The organism is Arthrobacter sp. DMZ02-1R (genome assembly GCF_057747935.1).
Window position 1 is genome coordinate 1,027,507 of record NZ_CM173230.1, and the last position, 15,711, is coordinate 1,043,217.

General features: G+C 61.7%; 26 protein-coding genes and 1 tRNA gene. 9 read left to right on the plus strand and 18 right to left on the minus strand.

Annotated features, from left to right (window positions below):
- Window positions 1–123 precede the first annotated feature (123 nt).
- Together AC3ANQ_RS04830 and AC3ANQ_RS04835 are read left to right on the plus strand one after the other, a co-directional pair.
- Window positions 124–420, plus strand: a complete 297-nt coding sequence (locus AC3ANQ_RS04830) for a hypothetical protein (protein WP_488304070.1) — start codon at window positions 124–126, stop codon at window positions 418–420.
- A 327-nt stretch (window positions 421–747) separates the two neighbouring features.
- Window positions 748–1,014: a hypothetical protein gene (locus AC3ANQ_RS04835; RefSeq protein WP_488304071.1), complete on the plus strand. Its 267-nt coding sequence runs from the start codon at window positions 748–750 to the stop codon at window positions 1,012–1,014.
- 139 nt (window positions 1,015–1,153) lie between these two features.
- Here the strand turns inward: AC3ANQ_RS04835 and AC3ANQ_RS04840 are convergent, their stop codons facing one another.
- The 12 genes from AC3ANQ_RS04840 to AC3ANQ_RS04895 form a co-directional block, all read right to left on the minus strand.
- Window positions 1,154–1,288, minus strand: coding sequence for a hypothetical protein (locus tag AC3ANQ_RS04840; RefSeq protein WP_488304072.1), 135 nt, complete (start codon window positions 1,286–1,288; stop codon window positions 1,154–1,156).
- 6 nt (window positions 1,289–1,294) lie between these two features.
- Entirely contained in the window at window positions 1,295–1,600 is a 306-nt protein-coding gene (locus tag AC3ANQ_RS04845) for a hypothetical protein (RefSeq protein WP_488304073.1), read from the minus strand.
- Between the two features lie 267 nt (window positions 1,601–1,867).
- Entirely contained in the window at window positions 1,868–2,383 is a 516-nt protein-coding gene (locus AC3ANQ_RS04850; protein ID WP_488304074.1) for a hypothetical protein, read from the minus strand.
- A 236-nt stretch (window positions 2,384–2,619) separates the two neighbouring features.
- A complete protein-coding gene (locus AC3ANQ_RS04855) occupies window positions 2,620–3,234 on the minus strand; it encodes a hypothetical protein (RefSeq protein ID WP_488304075.1) in 615 nt (204 codons plus the stop codon).
- Complete coding sequence (locus tag AC3ANQ_RS04860) at window positions 3,231–3,656, minus strand: helix-turn-helix domain-containing protein (protein ID WP_488304076.1); 426 nt, start codon at window positions 3,654–3,656, stop codon at window positions 3,231–3,233. Before AC3ANQ_RS04860 ends, AC3ANQ_RS04855 begins: the two co-directional genes overlap by 4 nt.
- A gap of 9 nt (window positions 3,657–3,665) precedes the next feature.
- Window positions 3,666–3,833 carry a hypothetical protein gene (locus tag AC3ANQ_RS04865; RefSeq protein ID WP_488304077.1) on the minus strand — a complete coding sequence of 56 codons (168 nt, stop codon included), beginning with the start codon at window positions 3,831–3,833 and terminating at the stop codon, window positions 3,666–3,668.
- A 9-nt stretch (window positions 3,834–3,842) separates the two neighbouring features.
- Entirely contained in the window at window positions 3,843–4,466 is a 624-nt protein-coding gene (locus AC3ANQ_RS04870) for a hypothetical protein (RefSeq protein WP_488304078.1), read from the minus strand.
- A 1-nt stretch (window position 4,467) separates the two neighbouring features.
- A complete protein-coding gene (locus AC3ANQ_RS04875; RefSeq protein ID WP_488304079.1) occupies window positions 4,468–4,773 on the minus strand; it encodes a hypothetical protein in 306 nt (101 codons plus the stop codon).
- A 231-nt stretch (window positions 4,774–5,004) separates the two neighbouring features.
- Complete coding sequence (locus AC3ANQ_RS04880) at window positions 5,005–5,727, minus strand: hypothetical protein (protein WP_488304080.1); 723 nt, start codon at window positions 5,725–5,727, stop codon at window positions 5,005–5,007.
- Window positions 5,728–5,777: 50 nt separating this feature from the next.
- Window positions 5,778–6,116: a hypothetical protein gene (locus tag AC3ANQ_RS04885; RefSeq protein ID WP_488304081.1), complete on the minus strand. Its 339-nt coding sequence runs from the start codon at window positions 6,114–6,116 to the stop codon at window positions 5,778–5,780.
- Window positions 6,117–6,285: 169 nt separating this feature from the next.
- Window positions 6,286–6,435: a hypothetical protein gene (locus AC3ANQ_RS04890; RefSeq protein ID WP_488304082.1), complete on the minus strand. Its 150-nt coding sequence runs from the start codon at window positions 6,433–6,435 to the stop codon at window positions 6,286–6,288.
- On the minus strand, window positions 6,432–6,623 hold the full coding sequence (locus AC3ANQ_RS04895) for a helix-turn-helix transcriptional regulator (protein WP_488304083.1): 192 nt from the start codon (window positions 6,621–6,623) through the stop codon (window positions 6,432–6,434). The genes AC3ANQ_RS04890 and AC3ANQ_RS04895 overlap by 4 nt, the downstream gene beginning before the upstream one ends.
- Before the next feature lie 98 nt (window positions 6,624–6,721).
- Between AC3ANQ_RS04895 and AC3ANQ_RS04900 the strand changes: the two genes are divergently transcribed.
- Together AC3ANQ_RS04900 and AC3ANQ_RS04905 are read left to right on the plus strand one after the other, a co-directional pair.
- Window positions 6,722–7,138 carry a helix-turn-helix domain-containing protein gene (locus AC3ANQ_RS04900; RefSeq protein WP_488304084.1) on the plus strand — a complete coding sequence of 139 codons (417 nt, stop codon included), beginning with the start codon at window positions 6,722–6,724 and terminating at the stop codon, window positions 7,136–7,138.
- Window positions 7,113–8,222, plus strand: a complete 1,110-nt coding sequence (locus AC3ANQ_RS04905) for a tyrosine-type recombinase/integrase (RefSeq protein WP_488304085.1) — start codon at window positions 7,113–7,115, stop codon at window positions 8,220–8,222. The genes AC3ANQ_RS04900 and AC3ANQ_RS04905 overlap by 26 nt, the downstream gene beginning before the upstream one ends.
- Window positions 8,223–8,241: 19 nt before the next feature.
- Here the strand turns inward: AC3ANQ_RS04905 and AC3ANQ_RS04910 are convergent, their stop codons facing one another.
- Entirely contained in the window at window positions 8,242–8,733 is a 492-nt protein-coding gene (locus AC3ANQ_RS04910) for a YajQ family cyclic di-GMP-binding protein (protein WP_059387254.1), read from the minus strand.
- A gap of 186 nt (window positions 8,734–8,919) precedes the next feature.
- On the opposite strand from AC3ANQ_RS04910, the gene AC3ANQ_RS04915 reads away from it, so the two are divergent.
- Window positions 8,920–9,186 carry a hypothetical protein gene (locus AC3ANQ_RS04915; RefSeq protein ID WP_488305261.1) on the plus strand — a complete coding sequence of 89 codons (267 nt, stop codon included), beginning with the start codon at window positions 8,920–8,922 and terminating at the stop codon, window positions 9,184–9,186.
- Between the two features lie 129 nt (window positions 9,187–9,315).
- Window positions 9,316–9,397 (plus strand) — tRNA-Tyr (locus AC3ANQ_RS04920).
- A gap of 220 nt (window positions 9,398–9,617) precedes the next feature.
- On the opposite strand, the gene AC3ANQ_RS04925 is transcribed toward AC3ANQ_RS04920, so the two are convergent.
- A complete protein-coding gene (locus AC3ANQ_RS04925; protein WP_488304086.1) occupies window positions 9,618–9,842 on the minus strand; it encodes a hypothetical protein in 225 nt (74 codons plus the stop codon).
- A gap of 132 nt (window positions 9,843–9,974) precedes the next feature.
- On the opposite strand from AC3ANQ_RS04925, the gene AC3ANQ_RS04930 reads away from it, so the two are divergent.
- On the plus strand, window positions 9,975–10,520 hold the full coding sequence (locus AC3ANQ_RS04930) for an acyl-CoA thioesterase (RefSeq protein WP_488304087.1): 546 nt from the start codon (window positions 9,975–9,977) through the stop codon (window positions 10,518–10,520).
- A gap of 93 nt (window positions 10,521–10,613) precedes the next feature.
- Here the strand turns inward: AC3ANQ_RS04930 and AC3ANQ_RS04935 are convergent, their stop codons facing one another.
- Genes AC3ANQ_RS04935 through AC3ANQ_RS04945 form a run of 3 tightly spaced genes read right to left on the minus strand, consistent with a single transcriptional unit; the run spans window position 10,614 to window position 13,043 of the window.
- Window positions 10,614–11,414, minus strand: coding sequence for an ABC transporter permease subunit (locus tag AC3ANQ_RS04935; RefSeq protein WP_488304088.1), 801 nt, complete (start codon window positions 11,412–11,414; stop codon window positions 10,614–10,616).
- Entirely contained in the window at window positions 11,407–12,381 is a 975-nt protein-coding gene (locus AC3ANQ_RS04940; RefSeq protein WP_488304089.1) for an ABC transporter ATP-binding protein, read from the minus strand. Before AC3ANQ_RS04940 ends, AC3ANQ_RS04935 begins: the two co-directional genes overlap by 8 nt.
- Window positions 12,378–13,043, minus strand: a complete 666-nt coding sequence (locus AC3ANQ_RS04945; protein ID WP_488304090.1) for a TetR/AcrR family transcriptional regulator — start codon at window positions 13,041–13,043, stop codon at window positions 12,378–12,380. The genes AC3ANQ_RS04940 and AC3ANQ_RS04945 overlap by 4 nt, the downstream gene beginning before the upstream one ends.
- A 161-nt stretch (window positions 13,044–13,204) precedes the next feature.
- Here AC3ANQ_RS04945 and AC3ANQ_RS04950 point away from each other — a divergent pair, with 161 nt between their 5' ends.
- Window positions 13,205–13,576 carry a thioredoxin family protein gene (locus AC3ANQ_RS04950; protein WP_488304091.1) on the plus strand — a complete coding sequence of 124 codons (372 nt, stop codon included), beginning with the start codon at window positions 13,205–13,207 and terminating at the stop codon, window positions 13,574–13,576.
- A gap of 39 nt (window positions 13,577–13,615) precedes the next feature.
- Here AC3ANQ_RS04950 and AC3ANQ_RS04955 read toward each other — a convergent pair whose 3' ends face one another.
- Window positions 13,616–13,894, minus strand: coding sequence for a putative quinol monooxygenase (locus tag AC3ANQ_RS04955; RefSeq protein WP_488304092.1), 279 nt, complete (start codon window positions 13,892–13,894; stop codon window positions 13,616–13,618).
- A gap of 102 nt (window positions 13,895–13,996) precedes the next feature.
- Between AC3ANQ_RS04955 and AC3ANQ_RS04960 the strand changes: the two genes are divergently transcribed.
- Window positions 13,997–15,670: an AMP-binding protein gene (locus tag AC3ANQ_RS04960; RefSeq protein WP_488304093.1), complete on the plus strand. Its 1,674-nt coding sequence runs from the start codon at window positions 13,997–13,999 to the stop codon at window positions 15,668–15,670.
- Window positions 15,671–15,711: the final 41 nt, after the last annotated feature.

Genomic DNA, 15,711 nt, shown 5'->3' on the forward strand with positions numbered 1-15,711 from the left:
CGTTGAATAGTCGGGCTCGGCCCGGTTCGGCGGTTGCAAATCCTATGCGTCGTACTATGCGTCGCGGGCGATTTTTCCTCGTGACTCCTATCAGTTCGCCGGCCGTGACTCTATGCTTCGGTCATGAGTGAGAAACCGAGCCCGTCAGCCGTATACGTCGCCTTTGGAACGCTCGCGGTCATCGCCGGCGGAACCATGACCCCAATCGGGGCCGTCATGAACGCAACTGAAGTGGTCGTCAAATACGCAGACCCTAAATACCCTGGCATGCCACTGCTGGTCTTGGGTGGGATCTTGCTTGTCCTCGGCGCCGTCACGCTGGTCATCGGCCTCTACAGTCTCGCGGCCGGCGTCGACTATCTTGTTGCCAAGGCCCCGACTGATGCTCCCGTGGAGAAAGCACCAGCCGAAACTATTTAGCGGGAAGGGCGCCGGGGAAGCGTCCAAGGTGCGCCGCCGGCAACTCGACCCCCGAGTGCGTTAAACACAAAAGGTCAGCCCACCGCCATCCGAAGATAGCGGTGGGCTGATGGCGTGTAGTCGTGGGCGCGGGTACACGGCCCGCTAGTCTGCCGGGTTCCCCTATCCCACAGGGCCGCATGCCGGCGCGTTCCAAGGTGAGCTCGGAAGGTCTAAGCGTATTCGCCGCCGGCCTCAGATCACAGGGGGCACTTAGCCATTCTTATTGACCTTTCTGGGCGCATGTAGAGTGGGGCTGAAATTGTCGGTCTGCGGGAAGGGAAAACCATGGGCACGGACCTGCGCTCCACATGTCCGGTTGAGGGGTGCGACTACACGATCGGGGTCGTCCTCAGTGTGGACTTCACAGTGGACCCGGAAGAACAGGCTGAGAAGGTTGAGAGACTTCGGGCGGAACACCCGGCACACCCGCCATCGGCGCTGACCACGTCCGAGGGTGAAGCCTCTCGGTCAGCAAGCGAGCGCGCGATTGATCAGGACATCAAGGACTACGCCTACGACCATGAGGCCCTGGCCGACGAGCCAAACTTCTAGGCATTTCCACCACGAAGGGCGCCCAGCGATTATGCTGGGCGCCCTTGTTATGCAGTCAGCGAGCTGAACTTCTAAGCCAGGGCTTATCGGTCCTCTTCACGCCCATTCCAGACGGGGTGAGTCACGCTCAGGTCATCGTCTAGGCGGGAGGCAGCGAGCGCCGAAGGGAACTTGTCCGGTCCCACGATGTGAGGGTGGCGAGACCGGACGGCGTGAATTTCAGGGCCGGGTCGCCGTACAGGCGGAATTCTCCAGAGAGGGAGCAGAGTGCCATGGTCAGTCAGTACCTTTTGGTGCCCGTGGGATAGGTTTCCCACTTGAAGTAGATGTCGCCGTACCGGACGCCGTGCTCGTCGCGGGTGGAGTTGCGCATCATGATCCTGACGCGTCCTTCGGGCTGGCGGAACGGGGACCGGGTGTAGCCCCGGACTGCCGTGATCTGGCTGATGCTCACATGCTTGGCGGCAAGCACAGCCTTGTTGGGGTTCAACTGGGCCAGTTCGGCCTTCGCGTCCCAGTCGATGGTGCTTCTGTGTTGGCGTGACGGTGGCGGTACTTCGTCTACCAATCTCCCATCCATGTCCATTGCGGGTGTTCTCCTTCGGGGGTGGGCTGCCGCGCCGGCCTGGCACGGCAGCCCGTTGATGTATCTAGACAGACGGTTGAACTAGCCTACTACCTGACTTGGCACCGTAGGCCTAGTAGCGTCAAACGGTCACGTTGAGGATTATGGGCCTTACGCGACCGTCCTGTCAGTGACCAGCCCGAGACCGACGAGCGTTGTTCGGATTTGGGTCTGCGCTGCGTTTTCGGTCGCCCGCGAGTAGGTCAGCGCTGGCCTGACAGCCGGGGCTCAGCCCGCCTCGGCATTGCGTGCCTTCAGTCGCTCGCTGGCAGATAGCTTGGTGACCGGCGCCGGCTTGGTGCGTCGCTCGGTGACCTCGTCGGCGATGATCCTCCAGCGCAGCGTTAGAAGGCCCTTGACGGATATGCCAAGCGTGTCCTCCATGCGAAGGACGGCCGTCTTCATACCAGAGTTTGCATCCTCTGCCACCGATGATAGGAAGGCGCGAACATATGCGGCTACCTGGAGCTCCAGCCCCAACCGCGCCCACTGGACAGCCTGAGGCTTACGCCAAACGCGCTCCCAAAGCATGACCTCGGCATCACGAAACGCTTCTGTCCCGGCTTCGTCAAACTCCTTGACGCGGGTCTTGTCGCTCCAGTAGATGTCATAGAGCGAGATGGGAGGCAGGGGGAACTTTGGAACGTCGCCCGTGAATCCCTCGATTGGGAGCGTGATCCAACCGGAAGTGTCATCCTTACGATCGCGGCGCAGGGCGCTGGGATCGGGTGCTGGACCGGGCATATCCACCTCCTAGAAGGCGCGAAATCCGAGATTTCCAACCTGACTGAGAAAAGAGAAGCAGCCCTCACGGTCGAACCCAGGTGGGCCGGACCATGATGGGGGGGTGGGTAGGGGGCCGCCTCAAACAAGGGACCCGGGGGCCTTGGCCGCGGGAGACAAACGGCGCGGCGTCCGACTGGCTGCCGGCCGTCTGTCTTCCACTGCTGCTGGCTCGTGGCCCTGTGCTGGTGTCTCGCTCAGGTGGTCGAAGCCAGTACGTCGAACTGCTGGCTGGTTGGTGTTTTGCCGGCCGCCAGTTCTTGGAGGACATAGTCGGACAGTCCCGTGAGTTCAGCGGGTGGGACCGCAAGGTAGTTCATGAATGCCATGAACGCGCCTTGGGGTTTACCGCTGGGCTGAGTTAGGTCCCAGAGTTCCTGTGCATTGTCCGACTTGGCGGGGAAACGATCCGTCCAGGCGTTAATGGGCCCGGTCCAATGCTGGGTGTAGGCGAGTTCCAGAAGTGCCCGGACCATGAGGTCGTCCCCCGCGATTGAGGCGCGGTTGATGCCGGCAATGGCCGTGGATTCGTCTTCTACTTTGTCTGCCCGGTCCTGCGCGTCTCGGTAGCCGAGAATAGTGCTGGCGTCGGCTGGTGAAGGAATGCCGTAAATTTGCTTGGCCAGAGACTCCTCCCGTCCATTCGTCGCCGCTTCACTGTCGGCCTTGAGCTTGTCGAGGGCTGCTTTGGTTGAGAGGTAGACATTAGCGAGTGCCTTCTTCTGGGCCAATGGGCTGAGGTCTTGGTTGTTTCTGATCCTGGCGTACTGTGCCTCCGCGGCGGTGCGGAGGTCTTCGGGTGTGGCGGTCATGCTGTTCTCCGTTCGAGGCGTGATGCCTGGTAGGTATGGAAGTCGGCCGGTCGGATTTTCCACCTGCCATCAACTTTTGTTCCGGCCAACCGCCCATCTCTGAGCGCCTGGTTTATTGCCGCCTGGGTTACTCCAAGCTGGTCTGCAATTTGAATTGGCGTAAACCATTGCTGCTCTAATTCTTGGTTACTTTCATCCTTCTTGGCTGGTTTCCTTTCATTGATGCAAGGAGCTTGGAAATCGCTGCGTGCTAATCCAATGGCCCGGAGAGTGTCTATGAGATTTTCGTTGCGACCGCTAAGCGCCTTTGATATGGATCGCTCATCGAGGATGCTCCAAAGGAAATGAGCATCCTCGCGATTCAGGACAACGACGCCGCTGACGTAGCGACGTGAACGGCTGCGGCCATATCCCTCGATCACGGTCGTCTCCTACGGGGCCTGGGTGGTGTTGGGCGTCGTCGTCGGGGTGATGGGTTCGCCCCACGGGATCCCGGGCGGGATGGGGTTGGGCTGGCCCGGGGCGGCCGGTGGCGGGGCTTGGAACGTTAGTGCGGGTGTCGGTTCTGTTGGGCTGGTTTCGGGGCTTGTAGCGGTCATTTCTGGTCCTTATCGCAGGAAGATGGCAGTGGCGTAGATGTTGGCCTGATTGGCAGTGGACGCGGCCCAGGTGTTGAGGCCGGCGCGGGTGGCGACGCCGACTGTGATCACTTGGCCGCCGGTCAGTCCGGTCAGGGTGGCTTGGTATGGCGAGGCGAGCCCGACGCCTAGGCCCGCGGGTGCCGCGGTGTAGAGCTCCCCGCCATTGACGGTTTGGACTACTGCTTGCACGTAGAGGTAATCCGAAGTCGCCGTACTGTTTTGGCCCATTGCAGTCGGGTTGGCGATCACGATTGCTTGAGTGAATCCGGCCGGTACCGTCAACGTCACGGAAGCCCGGACAGTCGATGTCGTGGTGATCGCATAATTGTTGATTCCGTTGGAAGCGGTGCCGATCTGGAGCGGGTTCTGTAGCGCGCTATCGCTAATCGAACCGTTGGGCACGCTCAGATTGCCGCCGATGACGACGCTTCCACCGAAAGTGATGCCATCTGGCCCCGGCGTGATGCCCATAGTTGCCAGGGGGTTCGCCGCTGCAAGCTCGCGGATCTGGCGTTGAAGGTCGGCGATCATCCGCATGAGGTCGCCATCGTTGCTCACTCCGGAGCCTAGGAGCCCCGGCTGCCATGCCATGCTAGTTGCCCTTCGCGAGGGCTGCCACGAGCCGGAGACGGCCGGCGTCTGTGAGGCTGGCGTAGATGACGGAGGCGAGTTCGACTGCATCGTCTTCGTTCAGTTCGTATCCGATGCCAACCCCTTCCGACTCGTTCCACGATGGCGTGATGAGCCATAGTGACGGGCCGTCCGGGTTCCAGTCGCTGGCTACGGTTCCTGTGAGTTGCTGGCCGCGGCTGCCGGTCCCGAATCCGACTTCGTATTGGTCGCCGGTTGGCTGGAAGGCGTTCTTGGGGGTGGTGGTCCAAGGATTGATTGTGTTCATGATGATTCCTTTTCTTCAATCAGTTGTTGCGGGCCCTGCGATTGCCGGTCCCGTTCGTGCTTAGGCGTTTCGTGTGGCCCAGTTTCTTCTGAAGCCAGGGGCGGCAGGTCAGGCAGGGAATTGGTAGCCCGTCAGTGGTTTCGCCAAGCCAGCCTTTGACGCATTGGTGTTCTGGTGGATCCGGGGGGATGACCGGCAGACCGAGATCCTGCCGGCGCTCGTTCTCGGTGCTCACGAGGCTTCCCGGTCCTGCTGCTTTTCGTATTCAGCCACTCGCTGGTCCATCAGACCGAGCTGCTTTGACCGTTCATCCTCGATCGAAGACTTTTCAGCCAAGGCGTTTGATTTTTCTTTCGCGCGCAGTGGTTCTCTATTTACGTAACTGCCTGATTGGATTGATCGATTGAAGTAGGGGTTGAAGTCACTTGTAGTAGGGGGTAGAGAATTCCTCCCCCTAATCGGAGAGATTTCCTCCCCCTTAGCCCCCGTGATTTCCTCACCCTTAGGGGGAGAGATTTCCGGAGTCTGCATTTGGTTAGGGGGAGAGAATTCCTCCCCCTGATTAGGGATCAATCCCGCGATGTCCTTGCTCTGCATTCCTGCCGGTATGCCGTCCCGCGAGATCTTCTGCCACTCAATGTCCCGGCCCGCCCCGATGGGGTGCCAGGTGTGCTCGAATTCCAAGGCAAGCGCATATGAGGCCCTCACTCCGGCCCGGGCTTGCCCCGACCACACGATCGCGCCGTCACGCCGGAGCTCCTTGATGACCTCTTGAACGGCCTTTTGCGCTGCTTCCTCGTTTCGGATGGGTGCCCCGATTGCCCATGCGAGATCTCCACGGTCTCCGAAGAACACCGGAGGCTTAGCGTTGTCCACCGCCTTGGATGCCATCCAGAGGAGGCCTACTTTGGCGCGGTGCTTTAGGCCCGGCCAGTTGGAGAAGACCTTGGCCATGTTGTCGGATCCCGTTTTAGCTCACCTCCTCCGTTCCTTGTCGTAGGGGCTTAGGCGCCGATGGCCTGGGCAGCGGCGGCGAGGTCCGCGGCGAGCTCCAGCGCGTCTGCGGGGGATAGTTCCGCATAGGTTGGCGCGTAGTGCTCAGCGAGCCAGACGTCGAGTGAATGAGCGTCTGTGGTGGAGTTCCATACCGGGGTGATGATCCACTTCCGGTGAAGAACCTCAGGACCGAGCCAACGGTCATCGGAGCCGGGAGCTAGTACGTATCCTGCTGGAGGCGTCGGCCATGGGCCGAAGACTTCCAGGCCTTGCGCAGCTTTGATTCCCAAGGTCTGGCACATGTCACCGAGCTCTCGCAAAGTGGTGGGCCGCTTGATAGTCTTCACAGTGAATCTCCTAGGAATGGGTTTGGTTCTCCGGCCGTGACGGACTTTGGCGAGGCGTCACGGCCTTCTTCTGTCTTGAGGCGCACCTTGACGGCCTTGGCAGGAGTCCGGACAGGCAGGTTTGGTAGCTCGCAGCTGCATTCCCCAAGCCATTCGCACTCGCAGCGGCTCATTCGGTAGCCTCCGGGTCTGCGTGCTTGTAAGGGTTCCGAGCATCCACGGCCGCGGCGTTGAGCGGGCCCTGATGCGATGTGCCGTGCCAGTAACCGGACTCCCATGCGGCCGCCAGCTCAGCGTCCAGCTCGGCCCTCGTGATCACGCCGTTGCCTCGAACGCGGCGTTGATGTAGTCCTCGACGTCGGCTGCACGGAACATCCGGCGGCCGCCGATCTTTGCCGAACGGGGCGCGGTGCCGTTGTGGATCATCCACCGCAGCTGGGCCTCCGATTTCCGCAACCGTTCGGCCGTTTCACCTAGCGTGAGCAGCGTCGCAATGAGTAGCGCCATGATTCCTCCTGTTGATAACCGATGGTCGGTTGAACCGATATTGATATATAACCACGACGGGATGGTGGAGTCAACCGATCATCGGTTATGGTTGAGGAATGACGGAAGAGTGGCTAGATGAGCCCGGCTATGGGCCAGAGTTGATTGAAACCTTCGATCGGACGTTCGGACAGCATGCGCGGCGACGTCGAGAGCTAATAGGTCACGCACAGTCGGATATCGCAAACATGATGAACGCCGCTTTCGGAATCAAGTGGCACCAAACCGTCATTTCAAAAATCGAGTCTGGGGAAAGGGCGATAAAGCTCCGTGAAGCACTCGCCCTTGCGACGATCTACTGGATCCCGATTGAGGATCTAGCGACGGGTACCCGACTCGACATGGAACTCGAGAAGGCCAGGACTCCGCGCCTGGGTCACCCGATGGCCGTCCTTAGCCTGTTGCAGTTCAACGAATTGTTGGAAATCCAAGGTGCTGTAGGAGAGGTCAATGGCGAGCATCCAGAAGAGGCCTGAAGGCCGCTGGCGGGCCCGCTACCGGGACGCGGCCGGGAAGGAACACTCCCGGCACTTTCAGAGGAAGATCGACGCTCAGCGGTGGCTTGATGAAGTCACTGCGTCCGTAGTCACGGGCCGGTATGTGGATCCGAAGGCCGGGAAGATCACTTTTGCCCAGTGGTTCGAGCAGTGGGCAGCCGCCCAGGTGTGGGCGACCGGGACCAAGCTGAAAGCCGAACAGGCACTCGCGATAGCCACATTCCGGGACCATCAGATCCGGTCAATCCTGCCGTCCCATGTGCAGGCTTGGGTCAAGGGGATGTCCGCGAGGTTGGCGCCGGCCACCGTGAAGGTCTACTACAACATCGTCAGCTCGGCCTTCCGGGCCGCGGTCACGGACAAGGTCATCGCGGAGAATCCCTGCGCGGGCGCGAAGCTGCCCCGTGAGCGGCGCCGTGAAGCGGCAATGACCATTCCGACGCCGGAGCAGATGGGGGCGGCGCTGGAGGCCGCTCCGGACTGGTTTGCTCCGTTCGTCTCGGTCTGTGCTTTCGCGGGGCTGCGCCTGGGTGAGGCAGCCGGCTTGCAGCTGGGCGACGTGGACTTCTTGCGCAGAACCATCAGCGTTTCCCGGCAGATCCAAGGAAGCACCAAAGCAGAGGCAGAGGTCGTCCCGCCAAAGCACGGCTCGGAACGGGTTGTCTACGTCGCCGAAGAGCTGGTCCAGACCCTAGCCCTGCACGTCCAAACTGTCGGCGTCTTCGGTGATGAGAAGTGGCTGTTCGGGTACGGCGGAACCTACTTCAACAGCAACTCAGCGGCCGACCGCTGGCGGCAGGTCCGCGAGGCCTCGGGCATAGGCGATTTCACCCTTCACGATCTCCGGCACTTCTACGCCTCCGGCCTTATCGCTGATGGGTGCGACGTCGTTACCGTCCAGCGGGCACTTGGCCACGCGCAGCCTTCGATCACCCTGAACACTTACTCTCACCTCTGGCCGACTGCCGAAGACAAAACGAGGACCGCAGGATCAAGGCTGATCGCTGCGGTCCTCGGGGATTCTGCGGACTCTGTGCGGACTGAGGAAGCAACTTCCCTGTAATCACGCGGCAGAATCGGTCTTAGCTGCGGAAGTTCACGAACTGGAGATCGGCCTCTTCGAATTTCTTCAGGATGTTCATGGTTTCCTGCAGGTCATCGCGGGACTTCGACGTGACGCGGAGCTCGTCGCCCTGGATCTGGGACTTTACGGACTTCGGGGCCTCGTCACGGATGATCTTGTTGATCTTCTTCGCGATGTCTTGGGCAATGCCCTCCTTGATGGAGCATTCCAGGCGGAATTCCTTGCCGGAAGGGTAAGGCTCGCCCTGGTCGAGGGACTTCAGGGAGATACCGCGCTTGATGAGCTTGGACTGGAACACGTCCAGAACGGCGAGAATGCGGTCCTCTGAGTTGGCTTTCATGAGGATCTTTTCGCCGCTGAAGTCGATCTCGGCGCCGACGCCCTTGAAGTCGTATCGCTGCGCGATTTCCTTCTGGGACTGGTGGAGCGCGTTGGCAACCTCCTGCTTGTCTACCTTGCTGACGACGTCGAATGTGGATTCGCCTGCCATGACTCTCCTTGTGATCGTTGGGGGTGGCCCGGAAACGGGCGGTTTTGTCTGCCATCCAGCCTAGTACGGAAGCGCCCGGTGTGTGCCCCAGGTTCACAGGTGGCTCACAGCACACGTATGGCCGGAACCGAGACTGCCCGGACAGAGTTGTACCAGTTGGAACAGCCCATCCTGAAAGGGAGCACTATGAGCCACCGAGCCGTCCGATACGTCACCAAGTCAGCTGCTGCCGCCGCCGGTTCACTCGGAGTCGCCGCTGCCACCGCCGCAAGCGCAGTTGCAGCCGCGGCGCTCGCCGCCTCCGTGGTCCTGAGCCCGGTCCCGGACGCGGCATCCCGGATGGATGGTGTCCACGCGGACCTGCTGCGGGCGGTGCAGCTCAACCAGATCACGATGGAGCAGGCTGCCAGTTTCGAGGCCAAACTGGTGGGCCGGATACTCGGAGATGCCTGAGATTTCCGCTGGTTTTGGGGCTCCGAGGCCTCGATTCGATTCTTCGGCCGAAGTTCTGTAAGGTTGTCTTGCTCGCGCTTACCGGATCGGAAACGAAACGATGATCGGGAGTGACTTCTTTTGAAGTTCGGCAGATTACCCGAGCGGCCAAAGGGGGCTGACTGTAAATCAGCTGGCAACGCCTACGGGGGTTCGAATCCCTCATCTGCCACAAAATTTGATCCCCGGAACCATGTGGTTCCGGGGATTTTTTGTTGCGCCGGGATCTGGGCACCCGCGCCGTCCGGACCTTGTTTGACGGGTCCGGCCGTCGAAATGACGCGACTCGCCGTGCCGCAAGCGCTTTCCGAATTCAAAGAGGGTCGGGACGGCTGGCGGGGAACTGCTGCGCGAGGTCAGGACGGCGCGTGGGCACCGACGCGGAGGCCCAGTTAGCTCGCGCTGCCCGGCTCCAGCCAGTATCCATCCAGGTGGTGCACCAGTTGGCGACCCAGCCCACCGGACAACTGGATCCACAGGGTACTGCGGTCGCTGGTCATGCCGTCCAAGGTGCCGACGATCCTGTTGCCGCGGGTGTCCTGCAGGACCAACTCCTGGTGGAGCGGAAGTTCCGGCCACACATCTGCGTGTGCCTTGGCGATTTGGGTGGTGCTCACGGGATCTCCTTGATACCTTCTGTAATTTGTTTCAAACATTCTGCCGGTGGCACGTGAACCCGCGGTAAACGTGGTGCCACGCAACGACACACAAGCTATCGCCGAATGTTACTCGGAAGTAACATGGTGGTTATGCATCTGCTTCTCCGAACTCTCCTGCTCTTGTTCACTTCGTCCAAGCGGAGCGCACTCAGCGTATGGGACACGTCGTCGCTGCCCATGCAAGTGCTGCCCACAGACATCGACATAGCAATGCATGTCAATAACGGCATGTATTTCTCCCTGATGGATCTCGGACGCTTCGACCTCATGGTGCGCTCAGGGATCTGGCAAAAGATTCGTCGCCGCGGCTGGAGCCCGGTGGCTGCGGGGGAAACAATCGCCTTCCGGAAGTCCCTGCAGCTCTGGCAGCAATACACCATCGAGTCCAAGATCATCGGACTCGATTCAAAGGCCATCTACTTTGAACAGCGCATGGTGGTGGATGGCGAGATCTATGCCCGCGCGCACATTGCCACGCGCCTTATCGCAAAAGGCAGGCCCGTGGGCCAGGAGGAAATCCTGGCCGAGTTCGGCGAGCCTCCCGCAGACCTCGAGCTTCCGGAATGGATCCACGAGTGGCGTGAGAACAACGCGCTCCCCGGCGCCCGCAAAGCCGCGCCTCACTTCTGGCACTAGCACCGCCAGTCCCGCACCTGGGGGCCGGGAGCCTAGCGCCGCCCGGCATCCAGGCCAGCCCGGCATCTGGGAGCCGGGCGCTCGCATTCCGCGTTACGCCCCGACGTCGCGCCTTTGCAGCGCAACCGCGCTCAGCAACACCAGCCCAGCCGAGATTCCCCACAGCCAGCCGGCCGCGGTCCAATCCGCTCCATTGGTCACCGGTGAGTTGCCGTAGGCCCAGTGATACGGGGAGAGATTGAGGAGCCATTCCACGTCCGGGCTTTGACGCCCGACGGCGTTGAATACGTAGCCCAGGACGCCAACCGCCGTCCCGGCTGCGAGCCCGTAGGTCTTTCGTCCGGTCAGGGCCCCCACGAACAGTGCCGCGGTGCCGCTGAGGAGTGCGAGTCCGGCAAAGAGGACGGTTGCGCCGAACAGGTTCTCGGGGTTAATTTTCAAACGGGCGGATTCATTGAGCATCAGGACCATCCCGAAGACGATGGCCGACAGCAGCGCGATGCGCAAGACCATCGACATTGCGCGTTCGAGCACAAGCTGGACGCGCGTGACACCGTGGGCCAGGGTGAGTTCCAGCTGCCCTGATTCTTCGTCGCCGCCTACCGCTGCGGCCCCCCATGCCACCGAAGCAATGGTCATAAGGAGGAAGCCGATGAGTCCGTACACCGTTGCCTGGGTGTAGCCCGGTCCGGTCGCGATCTGATCATAGTTGAGCGCTCTGGTCATTTCCCGAGGCATTGCATCGATCATGGCCTGCATCTGGGATCCGCCGGCGATGGCCGGGAAAATTGGCACGTAGAGGGCGATCACGCCTGCAAGGCCCGCCGCCCAACCCAGCGTCGAGCGCCAAGGGTCCAGGAATGCGCGCCTGAAGAGAGGCAGTTTCCTATTCATTGCCGGCTCCTTTCGTTGCTTCCAGCGCCCGATGGCCGTTGCCGTTGCGCTTGCCGTTGCTTGTCATCCCGTACAGCTTCAGCACCGATTCCTCCAGGTCAGGCTCTTCCAACACCAGGTGCGTCAGTTGAAGCTTGGACAACGCTTGTACCAGCGGCTGGATGTCCCCTTCTAGAACCGCGGAGACCTCCACGCCGTCGCCCGCTTTGAGCACCTCAAGCGACCCGACGCCGGGGACCCGGCCCAGCAGCGCACCGGCGCCGTCCGCTGTGATGCCGATGGCGGTGAGGCGCAAGTGCCGGAGAGCGGTCTCGCGCAGGGCATCGACGGTGGCCACTGTGACGATCTTGCCGTCCCGCAGGATCGCCACCTCGTCCGCGGCCTGCTGGACTTCGCTCAGGACATGCGAACTCAGGAAGACGGTTTGCCCGTTGTCGCGGGCTTCCCGCACCATGGCGAGGAACTCCTGTTGGACCAAGGGATCCAGCCCGCTGGTGGGTTCGTCCAGAACCAGGAGCTCGGGGGCGTGCATGAAGGCCTGGACCAGCCCAAGCTTCTGCTTGTTGCCTTTGGAAAGCTTGCGTGTGTGGCGGTCGAGGTCCAGGTCCAAACGCTCAGCAAGTTCGTCGATGCGCCCGGGTTTCACTGGACCGCTGATCGCCGCGTAGTGGTCCAGGAGCCTGCGCCCGGTGATGCGCTGCTCCAGGAATAGCTCGCCCGGGAGGTATCCGATCCTGCGTCGCAGCTCGGGTCCGGCGTGGCGCGGATCTTCGCCGAGCACCTGAATATGTCCACCGCTTGGGCGGATGATGTCCAGTAAGCAGCGCATGGTGGTGGTCTTGCCAGCACCGTTAGGCCCGATGACGCCGAACACGCTGCCCGGTTCCACGCTGAAGTCGATGCCGTGCAGGACTTCCCGACGCCCGAACGTCTTGCGCAGGCCTTCGACGAGGATTGCCTGATTCATGATGCGGTCTCCGTTCCAGTGGGTTCCGGTGCCGGTGCCTGCAGTGCTTCGCGCGCGGCATCGAGGAACCGGGTGTCTGTGTAGAAGCCGTGGGTATAGAGGTCAATGGTGGGGAGCGTTAGTGCGCGGAGCATGTCCGGACCCAGCTCACTGGTCCCGACTGCCCGGGCCGCGTGCCTGCCGAGCACCAGTGTCGAGAGGCTATTCGTCGCGACCACGACGGCGGTGGTTGCCACGTCGTCGAAGGCCCTGATAGTGCCGCCGGCGATTCCAGCCTCGATGATGGCCCGGGTCTGGGCCACCACGGCGTCAAAGAAGGCGTCACCGGCGTCGGACTCGTCGCTGAGGGACTGCCGGACATACGCGATCTCGTGGGCGTATTGCTCAGGGTGGGACAGGAAGTCCTGGATCTGTGTGCCCACCGCCTCAGGATCGGTCTTCCGGATGCCTTGGCCCGCGGTTTCGGCCAACACGTGGTTGTCGCAGGCTTCGCGAAGGCCGGCTTTGCTGCCGAAATGGTGGATCACGAGGCCCGGGCTGACTCCTGCCTCGGTGGCGACGGCCCGGATGGTGGCGGCCGAGAAGCCTTGCCGGCCGAACAAGGCAATGGCGGCATCCCGGATGCGGGCGCGGGTGCTGAGGTCATCGGCCGTTGAACGCATGTTTAACATGCTAAACATCTGTTCAACGTCTAGCAAGGGTTTGGCGATTTTCCCTCGGCTCCGCTCGACCGGGTGTTAGCGGCCGTCGTCGTGCTTTATTCCCGGTTTGCCGGGTAGCGAACAGAGGCGACTTAGGCGGCGTGGTCGCGTACCGTGGAAACATGGCTACAGTTGACATCACCGGCGAGCAGTTCGCATCGACCATTGAGGGCAATGACATTGTCCTAGTTGATTTCTGGGCAGCGTGGTGCGGCCCGTGCAGGCAGTTTGCCCCCACATACAAAGCCGCTTCCGAGAAGCATGACGATGTCTTCTTCGCCAAGGTGGACACCGAGGCCGAGCAGCAGCTCGCCGCCGAAGCCGGTATTTCCTCCATCCCCACGCTCATGGCCTTCCGCGAAAAGGTCCTCGTGTTCTCCCAGCCGGGCGCACTGAACGGACCCCAGCTGGAGCAGGTCATCGAGGCCGTCAAGGCCTTGGACATGGATGAGGTTCACGCACACATCGCAAAGCAGCGCGCCGAAAACTCCTAGAAACAGCATCGGCTGCCCAGCAGGGGCAGCCGATGCTAGTTAAAGGCGCTCGAGCTTGACTGGTTCTGCCAACAGCGCGCTGAGGGATTCGTTGAGGTCCTGGACCGCGATGCCCTTGGAATGGATGTCGAGGTGTTCCTCGGACGCCCACTGCTCGGTCAGGACCAGCTTGTCCTCGTTGGCTTCGGTGAGCTCGTAGCGGATGCAGCCCGGCTCGCTCACCACCTCGTCGATCGCGATTTCCAGAGCGAGCTTAACGCGGAAGAATTCGCCATCGTTGGGAATAAACGTGGCCTGCAGGTCAATGGGTGCACTCATGGGATTCACATTACCGGCTGGCCCGGCAAGCCCCCGAAATATTTTGTAGGACTTCCAAGCAAAAGCCTTCTCTTGGACCGGCGTAGTTGGTAGCGTGCGTTCATGCTTTCCTACACAGCCGGGGACACTGACGTCCCGCTGCTTGAAGAGACAATCGGCGCCAACTTTGAGCGCATAGCGGCGCAGTTCCCGCTGCGGGACGCGCTCATCGAAGCGGCTCCCGTGCCCGGCGGGGAGGCCCGGCGCTGGAGTTACGAAAAACTGAACGACGACGTCGACCGGCTCGCGCGTGCGCTGCTCGCCACGGGCGTCGCCAAGGGTGACAGGGTGGGCATCTGGAGCCCGAACTGCGCCGAGTGGACCATCCTGCAATACGCCACGGCGAAGGTGGGGGCGATCCTGGTCAACGTCAACCCGGCGTACCGCAGCCACGAACTCGAGTTCGTGGTCCGCCAGAACGGCATGCGGATGCTGGTGGCCGCGCCATCGGACAAGAACAGCGACTATGTGGCCATGGCCCGGGAAGCTTTAGGCGGTTGCCTCGAGCTCCGGGAGCTCGTTTTCCTTCCCGATTTCGGACTGGACATGCTCGACGCCGGTGTGCCGCAGAGCGCAGCGGAGCTGACTTTCGCCGAGCTGCTCAGGCGGGCGGACGACGTCGCGCCCTCAACGCTCGAGGCGCGGATGGTGGAACTCGACCCGCACGATCCCATCAATCTGCAGTACACCTCAGGCACCACCGGATTCCCCAAGGGCGCCACCCTTACGCACCACAACATCCTCAACAACGGCAACCAGATCGGCAGGCTTCTGGGTTACACGGAACGCGACCGGGTGGTCCTGCCGGTGCCGTTCTACCACTGCTTCGGAATGGTGATCGGGAACCTGAACGCCCTCAGCTTCGGCGCCGCCACCATCATTCCCGGCCGGGGATTCACGCCAGCCGCCGCCCTGGAAGCCGTGCAGGACTTTGGCGGGACCTCACTGTACGGCGTACCCACCATGTTCATTGCCGAGCTGGCTTTGCCCGATTTCGCCTCCTATGACCTCTCCACGCTGCGCACCGGGGTCATGGCCGGCTCCCTGTGCCCCATCGAGGTGATGGAGCGAGTCATCGGGGAGATGAACATGCGTGACGTGGCCATTTGCTACGGCATGACCGAGACCTCGCCCGTGTCCACCATGACCCTTGCGTCCGACACCTTGGAGCAACGGACCACCACCGTGGGGCGCACCATGCCGCGGCTGGAGTCCAAGATTGTTGATCCTGGCACTGGCGAAACGTTGGAACGCGGAGAGATCGGCGAATTGTGCACTCGGGGCTACGCCGTGATGGCCGGGTACTGGGATCAGCCGGAGAAGACTGCCGAGGCAATCGACGACGACGGCTGGATGCACACCGGCGATCTCGCCCGGATGGACCCTGAGGGTTTTATCGTGATCGAGGGCCGCATGAAGGACATGGTCATCCGCGGGGGCGAGAACGTCTATCCACGCGAAATCGAGGAGTTCCTGTACCGGCATCCAGCCATCCAGGACGTCCAGGTGATCGGGGTGCCTGATGCCAAGTACGGCGAAGAACTGATGGCCTGCATCATCCTCAAGCCAGGGGCAGCTTTGGACTTGGCGGGAGTGCAGGAGTTCTGCCGCGGCAAGCTGGCCCACTACAAGATCCCGCGTTACGTAGACATCCGGAACAGTTTCCCCATGACGGTGTCCGGCAAGGTACGGAAGATCGACATGCGGGAAGAAGCGATCGCCCGCCTGGGGCTCTAATCCAACGCGGGGTCACTTACGGCCCATGTTGCCGCCCGACA

Bases quoted from the DNA above. Each gene is read 5' to 3' on its own strand.
- AC3ANQ_RS04830 (WP_488304070.1), top strand. From the start codon at position 124: ATGAGTGAGAAACCGAGCCCGTCAGCCGTATACGTCGCCTTTGGAACG.
- AC3ANQ_RS04835 (WP_488304071.1), top strand. From the start codon at position 748: ATGGGCACGGACCTGCGCTCCACATGTCCGGTTGAGGGGTGCGACTAC.
- AC3ANQ_RS04840 (WP_488304072.1), bottom strand. From the start codon at position 1,288: ATGGCACTCTGCTCCCTCTCTGGAGAATTCCGCCTGTACGGCGACCCG.
- AC3ANQ_RS04845 (WP_488304073.1), bottom strand. From the start codon at position 1,600: ATGGACATGGATGGGAGATTGGTAGACGAAGTACCGCCACCGTCACGC.
- AC3ANQ_RS04850 (WP_488304074.1), bottom strand. From the start codon at position 2,383: ATGCCCGGTCCAGCACCCGATCCCAGCGCCCTGCGCCGCGATCGTAAG.
- AC3ANQ_RS04855 (WP_488304075.1), bottom strand. From the start codon at position 3,234: ATGACCGCCACACCCGAAGACCTCCGCACCGCCGCGGAGGCACAGTAC.
- AC3ANQ_RS04865 (WP_488304077.1), bottom strand. From the start codon at position 3,833: ATGACCGCTACAAGCCCCGAAACCAGCCCAACAGAACCGACACCCGCA.
- AC3ANQ_RS04870 (WP_488304078.1), bottom strand. From the start codon at position 4,466: ATGGCATGGCAGCCGGGGCTCCTAGGCTCCGGAGTGAGCAACGATGGC.
- AC3ANQ_RS04875 (WP_488304079.1), bottom strand. From the start codon at position 4,773: ATGAACACAATCAATCCTTGGACCACCACCCCCAAGAACGCCTTCCAG.
- AC3ANQ_RS04880 (WP_488304080.1), bottom strand. From the start codon at position 5,727: ATGGCCAAGGTCTTCTCCAACTGGCCGGGCCTAAAGCACCGCGCCAAA.
- AC3ANQ_RS04895 (WP_488304083.1), bottom strand. From the start codon at position 6,623: ATGGCGCTACTCATTGCGACGCTGCTCACGCTAGGTGAAACGGCCGAA.
- AC3ANQ_RS04900 (WP_488304084.1), top strand. From the start codon at position 6,722: ATGACGGAAGAGTGGCTAGATGAGCCCGGCTATGGGCCAGAGTTGATT.
- AC3ANQ_RS04905 (WP_488304085.1), top strand. From the start codon at position 7,113: ATGGCGAGCATCCAGAAGAGGCCTGAAGGCCGCTGGCGGGCCCGCTAC.
- AC3ANQ_RS04910 (WP_059387254.1), bottom strand. From the start codon at position 8,733: ATGGCAGGCGAATCCACATTCGACGTCGTCAGCAAGGTAGACAAGCAG.
- AC3ANQ_RS04915 (WP_488305261.1), top strand. From the start codon at position 8,920: ATGAGCCACCGAGCCGTCCGATACGTCACCAAGTCAGCTGCTGCCGCC.
- AC3ANQ_RS04930 (WP_488304087.1), top strand. From the start codon at position 9,975: ATGCATCTGCTTCTCCGAACTCTCCTGCTCTTGTTCACTTCGTCCAAG.
- AC3ANQ_RS04935 (WP_488304088.1), bottom strand. From the start codon at position 11,414: ATGAATAGGAAACTGCCTCTCTTCAGGCGCGCATTCCTGGACCCTTGG.
- AC3ANQ_RS04940 (WP_488304089.1), bottom strand. From the start codon at position 12,381: ATGAATCAGGCAATCCTCGTCGAAGGCCTGCGCAAGACGTTCGGGCGT.
- AC3ANQ_RS04945 (WP_488304090.1), bottom strand. From the start codon at position 13,043: ATGCGTTCAACGGCCGATGACCTCAGCACCCGCGCCCGCATCCGGGAT.
- AC3ANQ_RS04950 (WP_488304091.1), top strand. From the start codon at position 13,205: ATGGCTACAGTTGACATCACCGGCGAGCAGTTCGCATCGACCATTGAG.
- AC3ANQ_RS04955 (WP_488304092.1), bottom strand. From the start codon at position 13,894: ATGAGTGCACCCATTGACCTGCAGGCCACGTTTATTCCCAACGATGGC.
- AC3ANQ_RS04960 (WP_488304093.1), top strand. From the start codon at position 13,997: ATGCTTTCCTACACAGCCGGGGACACTGACGTCCCGCTGCTTGAAGAG.